Here is a 16723-nt window from a genome sequence, read left to right as displayed (position 1 = left end):
TAACAACATCACCGTTGCCAATTTCACTCAACGTGATGTTCGTGAGTAGGACAATCCAGAATTACTTCATCAGGTAGCTCATCTGAAGCATATCAGGTCTAACGACTTCACGTCCTGTTGCTTTCTCCAATCCGAATGATTAAGTCGCGTTCTAACTCAAAGAACTTGAGTAGTTTGGATTGGGCGATTACCCCGCAGGGGGAACTGCTTCGCATCGCTGAAGAATGAAATTAACCGAGATGGGCAGCAAGCTCACCGACCTAAAGCCAACACACTACACAACACCTAAAGAGGACACACCATGAAAACGCAGAAAGTATGGTTCATTACGGGAGCATCCAGAGGCTTTGGGTTAGAAATTACCAGAGCAGCCCTGGCAGCAGGCGACCAAGTAGTAGCGACGGTTCGCAGCCAGCCCGCACAACTCGCTGCTACCCTAAACAACCACCCGGATTTGTACGTGGTGCAGATGGATGTCACCCAGGAAGACCAGGTACAAGCGGCTGTCAACCAAGGCATTGCCCGTTTCGGTCAGGTTGACGTCTTAGTCAATAATGCCGGGTTTGGCATGGTTACGGCGATCGAAGAAGCCTCGGATGCTGAAGTTCGTAAACTGTATGACACCAACGTGTTTGGCCTACTCAACGTGACGCGTGCCGTATTGCCCTACCTGCGCCAGCAAAAGTTTGGGCGGGTGATCAATATCTCGTCCTTGTTTGGCTACGATGCGGTTCCAGGCTGGGGATTGTATGGGTCCAGTAAGTTTGCGATCGAAGGTCTCTCGAAAGGGCTAGCGGTCGAACTAGCACCGCTCGGCATCCACGTCACAGCAGTAGCTCCCGGTCTTTTTACAACTGACTTCCTGAGTATGGAATCCTATGTTGCCGCTAAAGCCATGATTGCTGACTACCAGGAAACGGTAGGACGGATGCGGAGCGGAGCCGATGCGCTACACGGGAACCAACCCGGTGATCCGAAAAAGTTTGCTCAGGTGATGATCCAACTTGCCGATACAGAACATCCACCGCTGCATTTGCCTGTTGGAAAGGATGCGGTCGACCTGTGCCGGAGCAACGTCGCGAAGATCGTACAGGAAATCGAAGCATGGTTGCCAGTCGCGACCAGTACCGACCATGATCACCGCGTAGCGGCTTCGACCAAAGCCTGACCTGCAACATCCACACATTATTTCCAAGGGAGTTCTACTATGGGCACTGAACAGAAGGTTGCCATTATTACCGGCGCATCGCAGGGCATCGGCGCGGCTCTTGTCAAGGCGTACCGCGATCGCAACTATCGGGTCGTTGCAACCTCGCGCTCGATCGAGCCGTCGGACGATGATCAGGTCCTAGCGGTGCCGGGCGACATTGCTGATCGAAAAACCGCTGAGCTTGTGATCTCCAAAGGTGTGTCCCACTTCGGGCGCATCGACACGCTCATTAACAACGCTGGCATCTTCATCGCCAAGCCATTTACCCAATACACCGAGGCTGATTACGAGGCGTACTTGGACACCAATATCGCTGGCTTCTTTCACATGACGCAACTCGCGATCGCCGAGATGGAGAAGCAGGGCAGCGGTCATGTCGTGCAGATCTCGACGAGCCTGGTTGACAACCCGATCGCTGGCGTACCCTCTGTGCTCGCGTCGCTGACAAAGGGCGGACTGAATGCCGCGACCAAATCCCTCGCGATCGAGTATGCCAAGCGCGGTATCCGGGTGAACACGGTTGCACTGGGTACCATCAAGTCGCCAATGCATCCTGTCGAAACCCATGCGCAGCTCGATGCCCTGCACCCGATCGGTCATATAGGCGAGATCTCTGATGCCGTCGATGCGATCCTCTACCTCGAATCAGCCAACTTTGTGACGGGCGAAATCCTTCACGTTGATGGTGGACAGAGTGCGGGACACTGACACCGCCTTGCACCCAGGGAGCGTCAATGACGCTCCCAAATAAGATTGCTCGATCGTCCAACCTGCTGACCCAGGAACACATACCATGACCCAACTCGAAAAAGGCATGATCTACGAACTACGCATTTATCACGCCATGCCCGGACGACTACCCGCGCTGCTGTCGCGCTTCCAGAACCACACGTTGGGAATTTGGGAAAAGCATGGCATCCGCCAGGCAGGATTCTGGACAACGCTAATTGGCGCGAGCGAGAGTAGGCTCACCTACCTGCTTGCCTGGGACAGCATGGCTGAGCGCCAGGAGCGGTGGAGTGCATTCCTCACCGACCCCGAATGGGTCGCAATCAAGTCCGCAACCGAGAAGGACGGTCAACTTGTGCAAAACATCAGCAGTGAGTTGCTGGCACCGACCGCCTTCTCCTCAGTGAAATGAGCGGTGGAGGCGTGACGGAACTCGAACGAACGATCGTGCTCATAAAGCGGTGATGGAAACGGACAAGAAGCAACCTGAGTGAATTCGATTTTGCAAGCGAGGTAGACGCAATGAAGATGAATTTTGAGAGCAAGTCCTTTGAGGATGAACGTGACAACTATCAACGTGGAACTAATGACCGCGATACTTTCGCCGAACGTGTCCGCAGCAACCAGCGCCAGCTCACCTCTGAGCTAAGGCACCAGTACGATTTTATTGTTTGCGGATCTGGATCGTCTGGCTCGGTGGTTGCCCGCAGACTGGCCGAGAATCCGGATGTCAGCGTTCTGCTGCTTGAAGCTGGAGGTAGCGATGATCTGCCAAGTGTCCTGGAAGCCAATCAATGGCCGCTGAACCTTGGCAGCGATCGCGACTGGAGCTTTCAGGGACAGCCGAATCGACATGTGAACGGTCGTTCGATTCCGTTCTCGATGGGCAAGGTACTCGGCGGTGGATCGAGCATCAACATCATGGTTTGGGCACGCGGACACAAGCAGGATTGGGATTTCTTCGCCTCCGAAGCCAACGATCCAGCCTGGAGTTATGAATCCGTCTTGAAGATTTATCGCCGCCTGGAAGATTGGCATGGCGTGCCGGACCCGATGTATCGCGGAACGGGAGGGCCAGTCTTTGTCCAGCCCGCACCCGATCCAAACTCGATCGCACCTGCAACGGTCGAAGCAGCGCGATCGGTCGGAATTCCTACGTTTGAAAGTCCGAACGGACGCATGATGGAAGCGGCGAAGGGCGCTGCTATCAGCGATGTGCGAGTCCGCAATGGCAAGCGCGAATCGATATTCCGCTCCTATGTCTACCCTTATATGGATCGGCCAAACCTGACGGTTCTCAGTCATGCACTGGTCACACGGCTGACGTTCCAGGGCAAGCGGGTCACTGGCGTGGAGATTGCTTATCGTGATGCGATCTATCGCATTGGTGCGGCAGTCGAAGTTGTGCTGTCGCTCGGTGCAATCCATACGCCGAAAGTGCTGATGCAATCCGGTATCGGCGATGCGGCTGAGTTGCGGCGATTTGAAATTCCTGTCGTGCAGCACCTTCCCGGTGTGGGGCAAAATTTTCAAGACCACGTTGCCTTTGATTGTGTCTGGGAATATGAAACCGCTCTCGAACCCAGAAACAACTTCTCCGAGGCAATCTTTTTCGCGACGAGCCAGTCCGGGCTTGACAGTCCAGACTTATTTGTCTGTCAGGCCGAGGTGCCAAAATCCAGTTCTGAGAATGCCGTCCGGTTCGGGCTGCCTGATGCAGGCTGGACGTTATTTGGGGCGCTCTCGCACCCCAAAAGCCGAGGCCGTCTGCGCCTGACGGGAGCCGATCCATCCGACCCGATTCTGATTGATGCAAACACTCTGTCTGACGCGGATGATCTCAAAACCGCGATCGCCTGCGTAGAACTCTGCCGCGAAGTCGGTAACTCCGCTCCGCTTCGTCCGTTTGTCAAGCGTGAAGTCATGCCAGGTAATTTGAAAGGAGCCGAACTCGAGCACTTTATTCGAGATGCTGCGACAAGTTTCTGGCACGAAACCTGCACCGCGAAGATGGGTCGAGATTCCATGTCGGTGGTAGATAGCAACCTGAGAGTGTATGGAATCGACAATCTCCGGATCGCGGATGGATCGATTCTGCCGCGAATAACCACGGGTAACACGATGGCTCCCTGCGTGATCGTCGGGGAGCGGGCAGCGGAAATTCTACAGCTCGAATACCAGCTGCAAACCCCTGTAAAAACAGTCTCAGTTGCACCATAAAACCACCGCACTTTTCATTGGTGAACGCACATTTAAGTCGCGTGTTAACTCAAAGAACTTGAGTGGTGTGGATGGGGCGATTACCCCGCAGGGGGAACTGCTTCGCATCGCAGAAGAATGAAGTGTAACCAATTTGAACATCAAACTTACTAACCAAAAGGAGAACAAGATGAGTAGCAATCACGTAAACAGTCCAAACATGAAACTCGAAGTCGTGATGTTGAACGTTTCCGACATCGATCGCGCCAAAGCATTCTACGAGAATCTCGGCTGGCGGTTCGACATCGACGTGGTGGAGGGCGACTTCCGTGGCGTGCATTTTACACCGCCTAACTCGGATGCCTCAATCCTCTTTGGCAAGGGACTCCCTCCAAACAATTCTGGCTCGGTGCAAAACCTGGTCCTCGCTGTGGACGACCTCGACGCCGCCCGCAAAGACTTGAGCGATCGCGGTGTCAACGTGAGTGAGATCTTCCACTATGCTGGCGGTCCCTTCAACAACGCCGTGGAAAGCCCGCACGTCAGTGGACGCGACCCGGAAGGCCGTTCCTACTTCTCATTTGCCTCGTTTGAAGATCCGGATGGAAACGTCTGGTTGCTCCAGGAAATCACAACACGGCTTCCCGGTCGCCTATGGGACTCTACGCAAGCAGGAGACATGGACATTGCAACCCTTGCAAACCTTCTCCACGAGACGGCAGAGCGCCACGACTACTACGAGAAGACTCACGGCGAGCATCATTGGTGGGATTGGTATGCACCTTATCTGAGTGCCCGTCAGAATGGCAGCAAACCAGAAGAGGCAGCCGCCGCCGCTGACCGTTACATGGAGAAGATTTTGCCTGCTCTTTCCAAATGATGCGCTCACAACGGCATCCGCTAGGTCGGGTTCTGGACAATGCTGATCGGCGAGAGTACCCAGCTCACCGATCATGCAGCACATCAGTAACACGTTGCTGGCGGAGATCGCCTTTTCCTCGCTGCATTGAGCGATGAGGCGAGCGACGGAACTCAAATCCACAACTCGCCCCACCATCACAACTGAGTCATGCGGACAGACAATCCGTAACCCCAGTTCAATCCAATTGGAGAAAGATCAATGTCCGACAAAATTCACCATCAACGCCGCCGCTTCTTGGGCATTGCGGGCATGACGATCGCGACTACACAGCTAAGTCGATTCGGTTCTGCAAACGCCCAATCGAGCCAAACAAAACCCAAGGAAACCCCCACGACTCGACCCAGAGTTGTGCAGTCCACCGACCCAACCACAATCCGCCCCTTCCACATCAACACGTCGCAAGAGGCGCTTGTCGATCTCCGCCAACGCATCGCGGCGACCCGCTGGCCCGAAAAGGAGACTGTCGCTGACCAGTCGCAGGGCGTGCAGCTCGCGACGATGCAGGAACTTACGCGCTACTGGGCAACAGATTACGACTGGCGCAAGGTCGAGGCAAAACTGAAAGCCTTGCCGCACTTCATCACCCAGATCGATGGGCTAGACATTCATTTCATTCATGTTCGATCGAGGCACGAGAACGCATTGCCGCTTATCGTCAACCACGGTTGGCCCGGCTCAATCATTGAGCAGCTGAAGATTATTGATCCACTTACTAATCCCACGGCCTATGGAGGAAAAGCCGAGGACGCATTCCACGTCATCATCCCGTCGATGCCGGGCTATGGCTTCTCCGGCAAGCCGACGAGCACCGGCTGGGGCGTCGAGCGCATGGCACGTGCTTGGGACGTGTTAATGAAGCGGCTGGGCTACACCCGCTACGTCGCTCAGGGTGGTGACTGGGGTGCGTTTGTAGTCGACCTGATGGGTGTGCAGGCACCTGCGGGATTGCTCGCCATCCACACCAACTATCCTGGTGCCGTTCCAGCCGACGTCTATGAGGCGCTCCTGGCTGGCGACCCGGTGCCATCTGGTCTCTCGGCTGAGGAACGACGCGCCTATGAGCAGCTGGACAAAACGTTGAAGCAAAAGGTTGCCTACGCCAGGTACATGGCGGCGCGCCCGCAAACGTTGTACGGCATTGCAGATTCACCCGTCGGACTGGCCGCTTGGCTGCTTGATCACGATGATGCTGGCGGTCAGCCAGCGGCGGCGGTCGTCGCGGCTCTAACTCGGACCACGAGCACCACGGGCGAACTGACTCGGGACGAGATCCTCGACAACATCACGCTGTATTGGCTGACGAACACGGGGGTCTCTGCGTCTCGGCTCTATTGGGAATATAAGGGTGGCTTTTGGAACGCCAAGGGCGTCTCCATTCCGGTTGCCGTGAGCATCTTTCCCGGCGAGGCATATCAAGCCCCGCGAAGCTGGACCGAGCGGGCCTATCCCAAGCTCATCTATTACAACCAGCTCGACAAAGGCGGCCACTTCGCGGCGTGGGAGCAACCAACAATTTTTGCTCAGGAACTCAGGGCGGCGTTTAGGTCGCTGCGTTAATTATGAAAAATATCCTTACCAGTACAGTCATTAAAGTTGCCGCTGTGCAGATTAGCCCCGTGCTGCACAGCCGACAAGGGACCGTCGAGAGGGTCGTGAAGAAGAAGATCCGTGAGCTAATTCCACCGCACCTCTAACGCAACGACAGGGAGGTCAGTGTGTGTTCGAAGAAATCAATCCTAATCGCCGCTACTTTCTAACAACTATGATTAAAACCATTGCTGCTACCCAGCTCGGCAGGCTCAGTTGCACCAAACAGTACGCTACATCGGCAACGGCTGGATTACCGATTGAAGGCGAACTGCCCTCTCTTGTCGGCGCGATCGCGTGGCTCAATTCGCAGCCGTTGACGGTCGACGAACTACGCGGAAAAGTCGTGCTCATCAACTTCTGGACTTATACCTGCATCAATTGGCTGCGCCAACTCCCTTATGTTCGCGCGTGGGCCGAGAAGTATAGGGATCAGGGACTAACCGTAATTGGGGTGCACACGCCCGAGTTTGAATTCGAGAAGAATATGGATAATGTCCGCCGGGCCTTGACGGACATGAGAATTGATTATCCGATCGCTGTGGATAACGATTATGCGGTGTGGCGCGCTTTCGAGAACCATTATTGGCCGGCCCTTTATTTCATCGACACGCAAGGGCGCATCCGTCATCACCACTTCGGCGAGGGCGCGTATGAGCGATCGGAACGGGTCATTCAACAACTCCTGTCTGAGGCCGGAACTGGTCGTGTCGGTCAGGAAATGGTCGAAGTCGACGCTCGCGGTTTTGAGGCTGCCGCCGATTGGAATAGTCTGAAATCGCCTGAAAACTACCTTGGCTACGAAAGAACGCAGAATTTTGCGTCTTCCAGCAGCGCGGTGTTAAACAAGCCTCATTCCTATACCGCCCCCACGCAATTGCAACGTAATCAATGGGCACTTTCAGGCGATTGGACAATCGGAAGACAAGCCATTGTCCTGAACAAGTCCGGCGGGCGGATTGCGTACCACTTCCACGCACGCGACCTTCATCTCGTCATGGGGCCGGCTCAGCGAGGAACGTCCGTGCGGTTTCGCGTGCTCGTAGACGGGCAGCCAGCAGTCGCGGCTCGTGGACTTGACGTTAACGAGCGAGGCGAAGGCACGGTAACCGAACAGCGTTTGTACCAACTGGTCCGGCAGCCGGAGCCCATCCGCGATCGCCAGTTTGAGATCGAGTTTCTGGATGCCGGGATAGAGGCTTTTGCGTTCACGTTTGGTTGATCACGCAAACAGATACGTCCTCGCAACGAGTGACAAGAAGGTAAATGATTATGACGATGAAATCCACACATGACAGCCCAATCCTTGTGACCGGAGCGGCTGGCGATATTGGTGCGATCGGCCGCAACCTCACTGCAATGCTGCTCAACAAGGGACATAGGGTGCGCGCCCTAGTCCGACGAGAGGACGAACGCGCTGAAGCTCTGCGCCAGCTTGGTGCTGAGGTCGTGCAGGGTGACCTGACCGATCTTGCCTCGATGCACCGCGCGATCGCAGGGGTGGCGCGCATCTATTTCGGCATGTCGGTTTCGGCGGCGTATCTCGAAGCCACGGTCAACACTGCTGCAGTAGCGAAGCACCACGGTGTCGAGGCCTTCGTGAACATGTCGCAGATGACGGTGACGCAGATGAGCATCACCGAGACCACTGACAGCCCACAGCACAAGCTGCACTGGCTGGCGGAACAGGCATTAGCGTGGTCGGGGCTACCGATCGTCACGGTGCGGCCGACGATCTTCCTCGAAGGCTTCTTCCTGCGTCTCGCCGCTGCTGGCATCCGGGACAACGACGAACTAGCACTGCCACTAGGCAACAGTAAAACCTCACCGATCTCGGCTGTTGATGTGGCACGCGCCGTTTCCGTGATCCTCGACGACCCTGCCCCGCACATTGGTCATATTTACAATCTGACCGGATTTGAGTCAGCCGATCTCAATCACTACGCCCGCGTCTTTTCCGAGGCACTCGGTCGAACGATCCGCTATCGTGATGTGCCGCTCTCCGGATGGACTGATGCGCTTCGTGAGTTTGGGGTGCCAACGCACCTCGCCCACCACCTCGCGGTGATGGCGGAACTTCACATGCAGGGGCGGTATGACCGCATGACGGATGACTTGTACAAGCTGACCGGCAAGACGCCGACGAGCATGTACGACTTCGTGAAATTCCACGCCGCTGAATTCACGCGAAGTAAAGTCACGGTTTGAGGGGCAAGCCGCTCGTAGTGCTAAGACCTCGGCTGGACGCTCGCTGAAATATCCCGCATCGAGTTTTGTTGTCGGCTGAAGCAAGTTGAGCTAATCCAATCGGCACAAGATCAATGTCTGAAACAATCAACCATCAACGCCGCCGCTTCTTGAGCATTGCGGCCATAACGATCGCGGCTACACAGCTAGGCCAATCCGGTTTTGCCAACGCCCAATCGAGCCATACAAAACCAGCCGTTCTGGGCATGATGAAGTCGGGAACAAACACATCGTTCGACTCACTCAAGCAGATCAATGCTGGTGTCCTGAATGTCGGATATGCCGAGGTTGGTCCCGCGAATGGCCGTCCAGTCATCCTCCTGCATGGCTGGCCCTACGACATTCACAGCTATATTGATGTTGCCCCGTTATTGGCGTCAGCAGGGTACCGGGTGATCGTCCCGTATCTGCGCGGCTATGGTACGACGCACTTTCTGTCGAGCGAGACGTTCCGCAATGGGCAGCAGTCAGCACTTGCGGCCGATATCATCGCGTTGATGGATGCGCTCAAGATCGATCGGGCGATCCTCGCTGGTTATGATTGGGGCGCGCGAACAGCCAACATCGTCGCGGCACTCTGGCCGGAGCGCTGCAAGGCTCTCGTTTCCGTGAGTGGTTATCTGATTAGTAGCCTTGAAGTCAACAAGATGCCATTGCCGCCGCAGTCTGAGCTCCAATGGTGGTACCAGTTTTATTTCGCGACGGAACGCGGCAAGCTCGGCTACGAAAAATATCGGCACGATTTCAACAAGCTCATTTGGCAACTTGCCTCGCCGCAATGGCACTTCGATGACGCGACATTCGATCGCAGCGCTGCATCGTTCAACAACCCGGATCACGTCCAAATCGTCATCCATAACTATCGCTGGCGGCTCGGCCTGGCCAAAGGCGAGTCGAAGTATGACGAATTTGAGCAGCGACTAGCCGCAGCCCCTGCGATCGCCGTGCCCACCATCACGCTGGAGGGTGATGCCAACGGTGCGCCGCATCCAGATCCCAGTTCCTATGTCAAGAAATTCTCGGGCAAGTATTCGCACCGCACTGTCAAAGGCGGCATCGGGCACAACCTGCCGCAAGAAGCACCGCAGGAGTTTGCCAAAGCTGTGGTCGAAGTTGACAGTTACTGATCGGGTTTAGCCTGCGTCGGGAAACAGACAGTTTGCAGCAAGGAAAACACCATGACCAAACTGAAAAAAGTACATTACAAAACCAAAGCCCGTACCTCAGGTGCCTTCGTCCTGTCGCGACTCCTCGTCGTACTCTTTGCAGCAACGGTGTTTCTGGCACTGCCCGATCGCATACTTGCGCAGCAACCCGCCCAGACTGATGCACAAGCCCAGGTCTCGTCCAAAGCGATCCGCCCCTTCCGCGTTCACGTTTCGCAAGCGGCGATCGACGACCTCCGTCACCGCATCAGGGCGACCCGCTGGCCTGACAAGGAGACAGTCACCGACCAGTCGCAGGGCGTGCAACTGGCGACGATGAAGGAGTTAGTGCGCTACTGGGGAACGGAGTACGACTGGCGGAAAGCCGAGGCGAAGCTGAATGCATTGCCGCAGTTCGTAACGAACATCGATGGGCTGGACATTCACTTTATCCACGTCCGTTCTCGTCACAAGAATGCGCTTCCGGTGATCCTCACGCACGGTTGGCCGGGCTCCGTGTTCGAGTTCATCAAGGTCATCGGTCCGCTCACAGATCCAACTGCCTACGGAGGCAGCGCCGGAGACGCTTTCGACGTCGTAATCCCGTTCATACCGGGCTATGGCTTCTCCGGCAAGCCAACCGGCACTGGTTGGGATCCCGACCACATCGCCCGAGTCTGGGCGGAGCTGATGAAGCGCCTCGGGTACACTCGCTACGTTGCCCAGGGAGGCGACTGGGGCGCTCCCATCTCCAGCGCGATGGCACGCCAGGCACTGGCAGGATTGGTCGGCATCCACCTCAACTTGCCAGCGACGGTACCGCCCGAGGTGTCTGCAGCGCTCGCTGCCGGTGGGCCCGCGCCGACGGGATTGTCCAAGCAGGAACGCGCAGTGTTCGACGCGCTCGACGCGTACCGCAGGAAGAACAACTCGGCCTACTTCGTGATGATGACCGCGCGGCCACAGACCGTTGGGTACGGCGTGACAGACTCACCAGCCGGGCTCGCGGCGTGGATCCTCGTGCATCCAGGCTTCACGCAGTGGACGTTCGGCAGCAATCCCGAAACGTCGCCGACGAAAGACGAGGTGCTGGACGACATCACGCTCTACTGGCTGACGAACAGCGCAACCTCGTCAGCGCGGCTGTACTGGGAGAACGGCGGACGGAGCGTTACTAGTGCGGCTGCACAGAAGACCGCCGAGATCTCGCTGCCGGTGACCATTACGGTATTTCCGGAGGATGTCTATCGAGCTCCAGAGACGTGGGCCCGGCGCGCCTATCGCAACCTGATCTACTTCCATGAGGTTGACAAGGGCGGCCACTTCGCCGCCTGGGAGCAGCCGCAGCTCTTCTCTGAGGAGATTCGTGCGGCGTTCAGGTCACTGCGTTAGTGGAAGAGCGATCGCCGATCTGGATCAATCAAGGTATTCCTAACTCTGAGTTAGAAATCGTTGAAGCAGCGATCAACAGCAGACATTTCACATTCACTAACTCACGCATTAATCAGAGCAATCTCATGACCCAATCTTTCTGGTTTTTTGGTTCTCGCCTCAATATCATTGCCGATCACACAACAACTAGCGGTCAGTACGATCTGATCGAAGGCTACTTCCCACCTAATACACAAACACCGCTCCATCGTCACACCCGCTATTCTGAACAACTCTATGTGCTCGAAGGAGAGTTCACAGTTTGGGCAGGTGAAAACAAATTTGTACTCAGTGCTGGTGAAAGCTTTTTTATAGCTCCTTGCACACCTCATGCGATCGGCGTATTCAACGATCAACCTACTCGTGGATTGGTTGTTGCTGCGCCCAGTAGCTTTGCTCGGCTAATTGCAGCAGTCGGCACTTTGGATGAAACAGCAGCACCGGATCTGGCACTATTTGAACGCATTTCTGCCGAGATTGGTGACGAAATTTTGGGTCCACCTGAAGCTTACCCGTAGTACAGGGTATAAGAATATAGCAATCCTCCGCGACGCAATGAACCCACTACGGACAGCAGACAAGGAGAATCGGATGACTCAATATGATTACATCCGATTCTCAAGTGAATGTCGAGAAATAAACATTGCAACTGGAATAGAATTTAACGAAATTTAGCAGCATTCAAGCAATGCAATTGCTCACCCTATCAACAGAGGTAACGATGGAAACAGCAGATGTGATTGTGATTGGCAGCGGTCAGGGCGGAGTTCCACTCGCGGCTGACTTTGCCAAAGCAGGTCAGAACGTCGTTCTATTTGAGCGCGATGCATTGGGCGGCAGTTGCATCAACTATGGCTGTACGCCTTCTAAAGCCTTTCTAGCCGCTGCTCATGCCGCAGGTCGTGCTCGACAAGCCGCAAAGCTCGGCATACACGCGCAGATTGAAGTCGATTTTTCTAAGGTGATGGAGCGTGTGCGTGGCATTCGCAGTCAGTTTAACCAGGGTACTAAACGGCGGCTGGAGAGTGCCGGGGTTCGAGTCGTCTGCGCTGAAGCTGCGTTCACTGGAGAGCGAACGGTGAGCGGCGGCGGTGTGACGGTGCAGGCTCCAATCGTAGTCATTAACACTGGGACATCCTCTACCATTCCTGACTTTCCCGGTTTAGCGGGAACGCCGTATCTCACTAACCGAAACTTCTTTGATTTGCAGCAGATTCCGCCCCGGTTGCTCGTAGTTGGCGGGGGCTATATTGCCCTGGAGTTAGGGCAAGGAATCGCGCGTTTAGGCAGCCAGACCGAATTAATTGTGCGGGGCGATCGCTTGCTCGCTCAAGAAGAATCTGATGTCAGTGCTGTGCTTTTAGAGGCATTGGGGCAAGATGGAATTGGACTACACTTCAACGTGACGGTTCAGCAAGTTGCTTACACGAACGGTGTGTTTAGCCTGACGCTGAACACTGGTGAAGTACTCGATGGGGAAGCATTGCTGATTGCAATCGGACGCAAGCCGAATACTGGGGCATTAAATTCTGCTGTGACCGGCGTTGAATTAGATGCACAGGGGTTTATTAAAATCGACGATCAGTTTCAGACGACTTGCGCTGGCATTTATGCGATCGGGGACGCTGCCAAGCAACCTGCCTTTACCCACGTTTCTTGGGAAGACTATCGCCGCTTGAAAGCCATTCTGTGTGGCGAACACCGAACGCGCCACGATCGAGTCTTAGGCTATGCCGTGTATACCGAGCCGCAAGTGGGTCGAGTGGGGATGACGTTAGAGCAGGCTCAGAAGCAGGATATTGCTGCCCGCGAAGTCACCCTGCCGATGGCTCATATCGCTCGTAGCATTGAATGGGGACACGATCTGGGCTTTTACCGCATGGTCATCAACACCCAGACGAATTTGATTTTAGGAGCAACGCTGGTTGGATACGAAACTGCCGAGCTAGTGCATGTCTTTTTGTCCCTGATGGAAGCTGGAGCAACGTGGCAGGTACTTGAACAATCGGTTCACATTCACCCAACTTACGGTGAAGCATTGCCCAGTCTCGCAAGGCTACTCCTTGGAGACGACATGCCAACCTGTCCCAACATGTAAGAAAGGAGCAACAATGACGACTAATTTGAAGACGGGTGAGCGCTTTCCTGATTTTGAACTACCGGCAGGGCTGTTTCATTGTAGGAGAGGAAATATTCGCTGGAGTTGATTGGCGAGTTGTCGCTTTGCCCTCGCCATTAGACCTCTTGCAGATTAGCTAACTTTGGCAGCTTGAGTTTGCTCAAAGTTGTACAACGCCGCAATCAAATTACACCGCAATCCAAAGCGTTTGCGACGATTGCGATAGCGTCCCGATAAGATGCGAAACACCTTCAAGCGGCGATTAACATGCTCAATGCCCACCCGTTCTCTTGCAAGTTGTCGATTGTACGCTTTGTCTGCCGCCGTCAGTTTTCCCTCTCTAGGTTTCTTCTTCGGCAAGCGGCAGTGAGCATGCAGCTTCTGGAGGCCCTGGTAGCCTTTATCTTGCAAACTTTCGATCAGGGGATGGAAGTGAACGCCAGACGCTTTGAATAGCTTGAAGTCGTGCGGTCGCCCTTTGCCGAAGAAGGTGCAGATCACTTGCTGGGTGGTTGCATCAATCACCAACTGGCTTTTGAGCGTATGCCCTTTCTGTTTGCCGGAATAGAACGCGCGTTGACGACGTTTTGGGCGCTCAATCGGAGTTTCGGTGACATCGATAATGACCACGCTCGGTGTCCCAAAGTCGCGCCCTAACTGCCGTTTTCCCGGTAACCGAAATCGCCCAGTTCGCATCAGGGTACCTCCACCCAATGCACAATTCGACAGACCGTAGACTCGCTAATCCCCCAACTTGTGCTGATGTGAAAGTAGGTGCGATATTCGCGCCAGTACTCTAGCGTCACTAGGATACGAACACTTAAATCCAATTTTGGTTTAGCTCCAGGTTTTGGGGTCGCTCTCCATTCAGGTTGCAGGGCTTTGACCATTTCCTTGAACGTTTCTCGCTGCACCCCAAAGCGGCGCTTAAACTGTTTATTCGTCAGAGTTTCAGCTACTGTAGAGTTCATCATCAGGACGTATTTGTTGAATTTGTTCTGTCCTGATGTTTCCTGATTTTGCCCCCCGCTTCAACCTAGCTCCTCTTAATCTGCAAGAGGTCTATTGTGGTTGCTGGCTGTGCCTGGCGAATGCTGCCGAAAGACTTGCCCAAGTGGAAGACGGTCTACCACTACTTTCGAGCTTGGCGGTTAGATGGGACGTGGGAGCGCGTTCATGCTCAACTAGTGCAGTGGGAACGAGTTGTTCAGGGACATGAGTCAGTGCCCAGTGCCGCCAGTTTAGATTCTCAATCAGTCAAAAGCGCAACCCCTGCTGCAGTTGAGGTCGGCTTTGATGGCGGCAAGAAGATCAAGGGGCGCAAGCGGCATCTGATGGTGGATACCTTAGGGTTGGTGATGATGGTTGTGGTCAGTGCGGCTAATATCAGTGACCAGCAGGGTGCGCGTCTTGTGTTTGCGCGACTTTTGGCTGTACCTGAGCGGATTGCCCGATTGGTGCTCATTTGGGTGGATGGGACTTACGAAGGAGCCGAGTTCATGCAGTGGACGATGGATACTTACCGTTGGATCTTAGAAACCATCAAACGCTCGGATAGGGCCAAAGGCTTTGTCTTGCTACCGAAGCGCTGGGTGGTTGAACGCACATGGGGGTGGCTCAACTGGTCACGTCGTTTGTCCAAAGACTACGAAGTCTTGCCGGAAACCTCAGAAACGTTCATTTATGTGGCAATGATTCGCCTGATGCTCAAACGCTTAGCGTAGTCCCTCACTTCTCAGACATCCTCTAAATCGACTGCAATGCAAATTGCATCTGGGATTCCCTCAGCCATCCCCTCCTCATCCAGTAACCGCTTGTCATGCACTTTTCCCTCTCGGGCTTGGCTTAACACCAGCACCCGTTTGCCTTCATCCACGGCAGCAAGATGCTTGCGGGTGTGTCGACGCTTTTTGCCCCAGTAATGCTCGCTTTGTCGCTCAGGGTCTTTTGGGCGAGCCATCGGTCGCTCGGTGCCATCGATCATTACTTCTTTCACGTCTGGATAACGCTCCAAGAACTGCTCAATCCTTTCAAGTTTCCGTTCTGGCAGCACCAGCATTTGACCCAGTGCCCTTTCCAGTATCGGTTGAAGTCGATGCATCCAGCGATGGGCTTGGCTGCGGTCAAAGCCAAACAAAAATCCCGCCACGTCAAAGGTAGGGTAGCACTTGAAGTAGAACAGGATATAGAACAGTTTCTCTGACGTGTTGGACAATCGAGCCTTGTCAGCTTGCCCACCTCCAGGAGCGCGGTTTCGCACTTGAGCTTGCAACTCAGCCTGCCATGCAGAGGTGAAAGCAGGCAGCAAGGCATCAAAAGCTTTGCGGTTGAGACCGGTCAGTGAGCGCAGCAGACGGTCATTAGTTAAGGCGCGTTGGAGGTTGATCATACGGTCTCAAACTGGAGCACGTTCCCTCGATTATCTCTTATTCCGCAACAAGTCTAAGATAATCAGCGCCAAGACCAGCCAGTGGATGACGTTGCCCCCGAGCGGCACGAAACTCTGGGATTTGTTGCAGATGTGCAATCAAGCTCATGGAATTTCAGCCCACTAACGACACTGCTCAGTTTAGTTTTTCTCCACTAACCTTGAAACAGCCCTGCCGACACTGCGAAGTAATCAGCGTTGGTAAATGAAGAGATGAATCAGAGAGGAGCAGGTACATCTCTAAATTCGAGGTATGGATCAATCAGCGAAGGGAATGCTTCAGCATCTCAACGGGCTTGGAATAACACAAGGTTTTGCGATGCAACCGCGCCAGATAGTGACGCAGAGGAGTGTTTCCACCTTCAACTCGAATCCTATAAGTCTGACTGACAATCTGATCGCCTGCGGGAATGAAGCCTGGACAAACCGGATTGCCATCACTGACCCAGAAATAGCACTGCCAGTATGCAATCGCCTCCCACAACGGGCGAAAGGTTGCGGCACTGTGATTACCCCGCAGGGGGAAGAGCTTCGCAACGCCGACTGCCCAACCGAGAATCCCTGGCGCAAAGTGATCCCGGCAGTCCAAATCCACAATTTATTCTGCTTGTTACCGACGAACGTTTCGAGTTTGTCGAGTTCCCCCACTTGGGCAGGGCTAATTTATTGTGTGAGATGCAAAAGACGAGGAATGTCATGCGCGATA

At 54.6% G+C, this 16723-nt stretch carries 17 protein-coding genes and 1 pseudogene; 14 read left to right on the top strand and 4 right to left on the bottom strand.

Translation table 11 applies throughout. The features are described from left to right. Window positions 1-301: 301 nt before the first annotated feature. The 4 genes from AC5JLB_RS00450 to AC5JLB_RS00435 all read left to right on the top strand — a co-directional run bounded on the left by AC5JLB_RS00450 (window position 302) and on the right by AC5JLB_RS00435 (window position 4159). Window positions 302-1168 carry an oxidoreductase gene (locus AC5JLB_RS00450; RefSeq protein ID WP_495871887.1) on the top strand — a complete coding sequence of 289 codons (867 nt, stop codon included), beginning with the start codon at window positions 302-304 and terminating at the stop codon, window positions 1166-1168. 39 nt (window positions 1169-1207) lie between these two features. After that, entirely contained in the window at window positions 1208-1918 is a 711-nt protein-coding gene (locus AC5JLB_RS00445) for an SDR family NAD(P)-dependent oxidoreductase (protein WP_495871886.1), read from the top strand. 85 nt (window positions 1919-2003) lie between these two features. Continuing rightward, window positions 2004-2351: an NIPSNAP family protein gene (locus AC5JLB_RS00440; protein ID WP_495871885.1), complete on the top strand. Its 348-nt coding sequence runs from the start codon at window positions 2004-2006 to the stop codon at window positions 2349-2351. Between the two features lie 110 nt (window positions 2352-2461). Next, window positions 2462-4159 carry a GMC family oxidoreductase gene (locus tag AC5JLB_RS00435; RefSeq protein ID WP_495871884.1) on the top strand — a complete coding sequence of 566 codons (1698 nt, stop codon included), beginning with the start codon at window positions 2462-2464 and terminating at the stop codon, window positions 4157-4159. 49 nt (window positions 4160-4208) lie between these two features. On the opposite strand, the gene AC5JLB_RS00430 is transcribed toward AC5JLB_RS00435, so the two are convergent. Continuing rightward, complete coding sequence (locus AC5JLB_RS00430) at window positions 4209-4478, bottom strand: hypothetical protein (RefSeq protein WP_495871899.1); 270 nt, start codon at window positions 4476-4478, stop codon at window positions 4209-4211. Between AC5JLB_RS00430 and AC5JLB_RS00425 the strand changes: the two genes are divergently transcribed. The 9 genes from AC5JLB_RS00425 to AC5JLB_RS00385 all read left to right on the top strand — a co-directional run bounded on the left by AC5JLB_RS00425 (window position 4359) and on the right by AC5JLB_RS00385 (window position 13568). Continuing rightward, a complete protein-coding gene (locus AC5JLB_RS00425) occupies window positions 4359-5018 on the top strand; it encodes a VOC family protein (protein WP_495871883.1) in 660 nt (219 codons plus the stop codon). The two genes, AC5JLB_RS00430 and AC5JLB_RS00425, sit on opposite strands and share 120 nt — an antisense overlap. 240 nt (window positions 5019-5258) lie before the next feature. Next, window positions 5259-6617 (top strand): epoxide hydrolase family protein, encoded by a 1359-nt coding sequence (locus AC5JLB_RS00420; protein ID WP_495871882.1) that lies wholly within the window; start codon window positions 5259-5261, stop codon window positions 6615-6617. Between the two features lie 2 nt (window positions 6618-6619). Continuing rightward, window positions 6620-6754 carry a hypothetical protein gene (locus AC5JLB_RS00415; RefSeq protein WP_495871881.1) on the top strand — a complete coding sequence of 45 codons (135 nt, stop codon included), beginning with the start codon at window positions 6620-6622 and terminating at the stop codon, window positions 6752-6754. Between the two features lie 23 nt (window positions 6755-6777). Continuing rightward, the gene (locus tag AC5JLB_RS00410; protein WP_495871880.1) at window positions 6778-7869 is read left to right on the top strand and encodes a thioredoxin family protein; all 1092 of its coding nucleotides are present in this window, start codon (window positions 6778-6780) and stop codon (window positions 7867-7869) included. A 50-nt stretch (window positions 7870-7919) separates the two neighbouring features. Further along, the gene (locus tag AC5JLB_RS00405) at window positions 7920-8855 is read left to right on the top strand and encodes an SDR family NAD(P)-dependent oxidoreductase (protein ID WP_495871879.1); all 936 of its coding nucleotides are present in this window, start codon (window positions 7920-7922) and stop codon (window positions 8853-8855) included. A 113-nt stretch (window positions 8856-8968) separates the two neighbouring features. Beyond that, window positions 8969-10021 carry an alpha/beta fold hydrolase gene (locus tag AC5JLB_RS00400; protein ID WP_495871878.1) on the top strand — a complete coding sequence of 351 codons (1053 nt, stop codon included), beginning with the start codon at window positions 8969-8971 and terminating at the stop codon, window positions 10019-10021. A 51-nt stretch (window positions 10022-10072) separates the two neighbouring features. Next, a complete protein-coding gene (locus tag AC5JLB_RS00395) occupies window positions 10073-11431 on the top strand; it encodes an epoxide hydrolase family protein (RefSeq protein WP_495871877.1) in 1359 nt (452 codons plus the stop codon). A 125-nt stretch (window positions 11432-11556) separates the two neighbouring features. After that, window positions 11557-11988, top strand: coding sequence for a cupin domain-containing protein (locus AC5JLB_RS00390; protein WP_495871876.1), 432 nt, complete (start codon window positions 11557-11559; stop codon window positions 11986-11988). Window positions 11989-12191: 203 nt separating this feature from the next. After that, window positions 12192-13568 (top strand): dihydrolipoyl dehydrogenase family protein, encoded by a 1377-nt coding sequence (locus AC5JLB_RS00385; protein WP_495871875.1) that lies wholly within the window; start codon window positions 12192-12194, stop codon window positions 13566-13568. Window positions 13569-13721: 153 nt separating this feature from the next. Here AC5JLB_RS00385 and AC5JLB_RS00380 read toward each other — a convergent pair. After that, a protein-coding gene (locus AC5JLB_RS00380; protein WP_495871898.1) for an IS5 family transposase occupies window positions 13722-14560 on the bottom strand; the annotation gives its coding sequence in 2 pieces (ribosomal slippage) (window positions 13722-14293 and window positions 14293-14560; 840 coding nt in all). Window positions 14561-14656: 96 nt separating this feature from the next. On the opposite strand from AC5JLB_RS00380, the gene AC5JLB_RS00375 reads away from it, so the two are divergent. After that, complete coding sequence (locus AC5JLB_RS00375) at window positions 14657-15313, top strand: IS5 family transposase (protein ID WP_495871874.1); 657 nt, start codon at window positions 14657-14659, stop codon at window positions 15311-15313. Between the two features lie 11 nt (window positions 15314-15324). Here AC5JLB_RS00375 and AC5JLB_RS00370 read toward each other — a convergent pair whose 3' ends face one another. Both AC5JLB_RS00370 and AC5JLB_RS00365 read right to left on the bottom strand, forming a co-directional pair. After that, a complete protein-coding gene (locus AC5JLB_RS00370; protein WP_495871873.1) occupies window positions 15325-15978 on the bottom strand; it encodes a transposase in 654 nt (217 codons plus the stop codon). 257 nt (window positions 15979-16235) lie between these two features. After that, a pseudogene (locus AC5JLB_RS00365) lies at window positions 16236-16668 on the bottom strand (IS1 family transposase); the annotation flags it as partial. Window positions 16669-16723: the final 55 nt, after the last annotated feature.

The sequence above is a fragment of the Myxacorys chilensis genome (genome assembly GCF_059505265.1).
The sequence above is the reverse complement of the archived record's forward strand: the minus strand, read 5'-3'. Positions and strand labels throughout refer to the sequence as shown.

Coding starts and splice junctions, on each gene's coding strand:
- AC5JLB_RS00415 (WP_495871881.1), top strand. CDS start 6,620: ATGAAAAATATCCTTACCAGTACAGTCATTAAAGTTGCCGCTGTGCAG.
- AC5JLB_RS00370 (WP_495871873.1), bottom strand. CDS start 15,978: ATGATCAACCTCCAACGCGCCTTAACTAATGACCGTCTGCTGCGCTCA.
- AC5JLB_RS00425 (WP_495871883.1), top strand. CDS start 4,359: ATGAAACTCGAAGTCGTGATGTTGAACGTTTCCGACATCGATCGCGCC.
- AC5JLB_RS00385 (WP_495871875.1), top strand. CDS start 12,192: ATGGAAACAGCAGATGTGATTGTGATTGGCAGCGGTCAGGGCGGAGTT.
- AC5JLB_RS00440 (WP_495871885.1), top strand. CDS start 2,004: ATGACCCAACTCGAAAAAGGCATGATCTACGAACTACGCATTTATCAC.
- AC5JLB_RS00450 (WP_495871887.1), top strand. CDS start 302: ATGAAAACGCAGAAAGTATGGTTCATTACGGGAGCATCCAGAGGCTTT.
- AC5JLB_RS00420 (WP_495871882.1), top strand. CDS start 5,259: ATGTCCGACAAAATTCACCATCAACGCCGCCGCTTCTTGGGCATTGCG.
- AC5JLB_RS00445 (WP_495871886.1), top strand. CDS start 1,208: ATGGGCACTGAACAGAAGGTTGCCATTATTACCGGCGCATCGCAGGGC.
- AC5JLB_RS00430 (WP_495871899.1), bottom strand. CDS start 4,478: ATGCACGCCACGGAAGTCGCCCTCCACCACGTCGATGTCGAACCGCCA.
- AC5JLB_RS00395 (WP_495871877.1), top strand. CDS start 10,073: ATGACCAAACTGAAAAAAGTACATTACAAAACCAAAGCCCGTACCTCA.
- AC5JLB_RS00405 (WP_495871879.1), top strand. CDS start 7,920: ATGACGATGAAATCCACACATGACAGCCCAATCCTTGTGACCGGAGCG.
- AC5JLB_RS00390 (WP_495871876.1), top strand. CDS start 11,557: ATGACCCAATCTTTCTGGTTTTTTGGTTCTCGCCTCAATATCATTGCC.
- AC5JLB_RS00400 (WP_495871878.1), top strand. CDS start 8,969: ATGTCTGAAACAATCAACCATCAACGCCGCCGCTTCTTGAGCATTGCG.
- AC5JLB_RS00435 (WP_495871884.1), top strand. CDS start 2,462: ATGAAGATGAATTTTGAGAGCAAGTCCTTTGAGGATGAACGTGACAAC.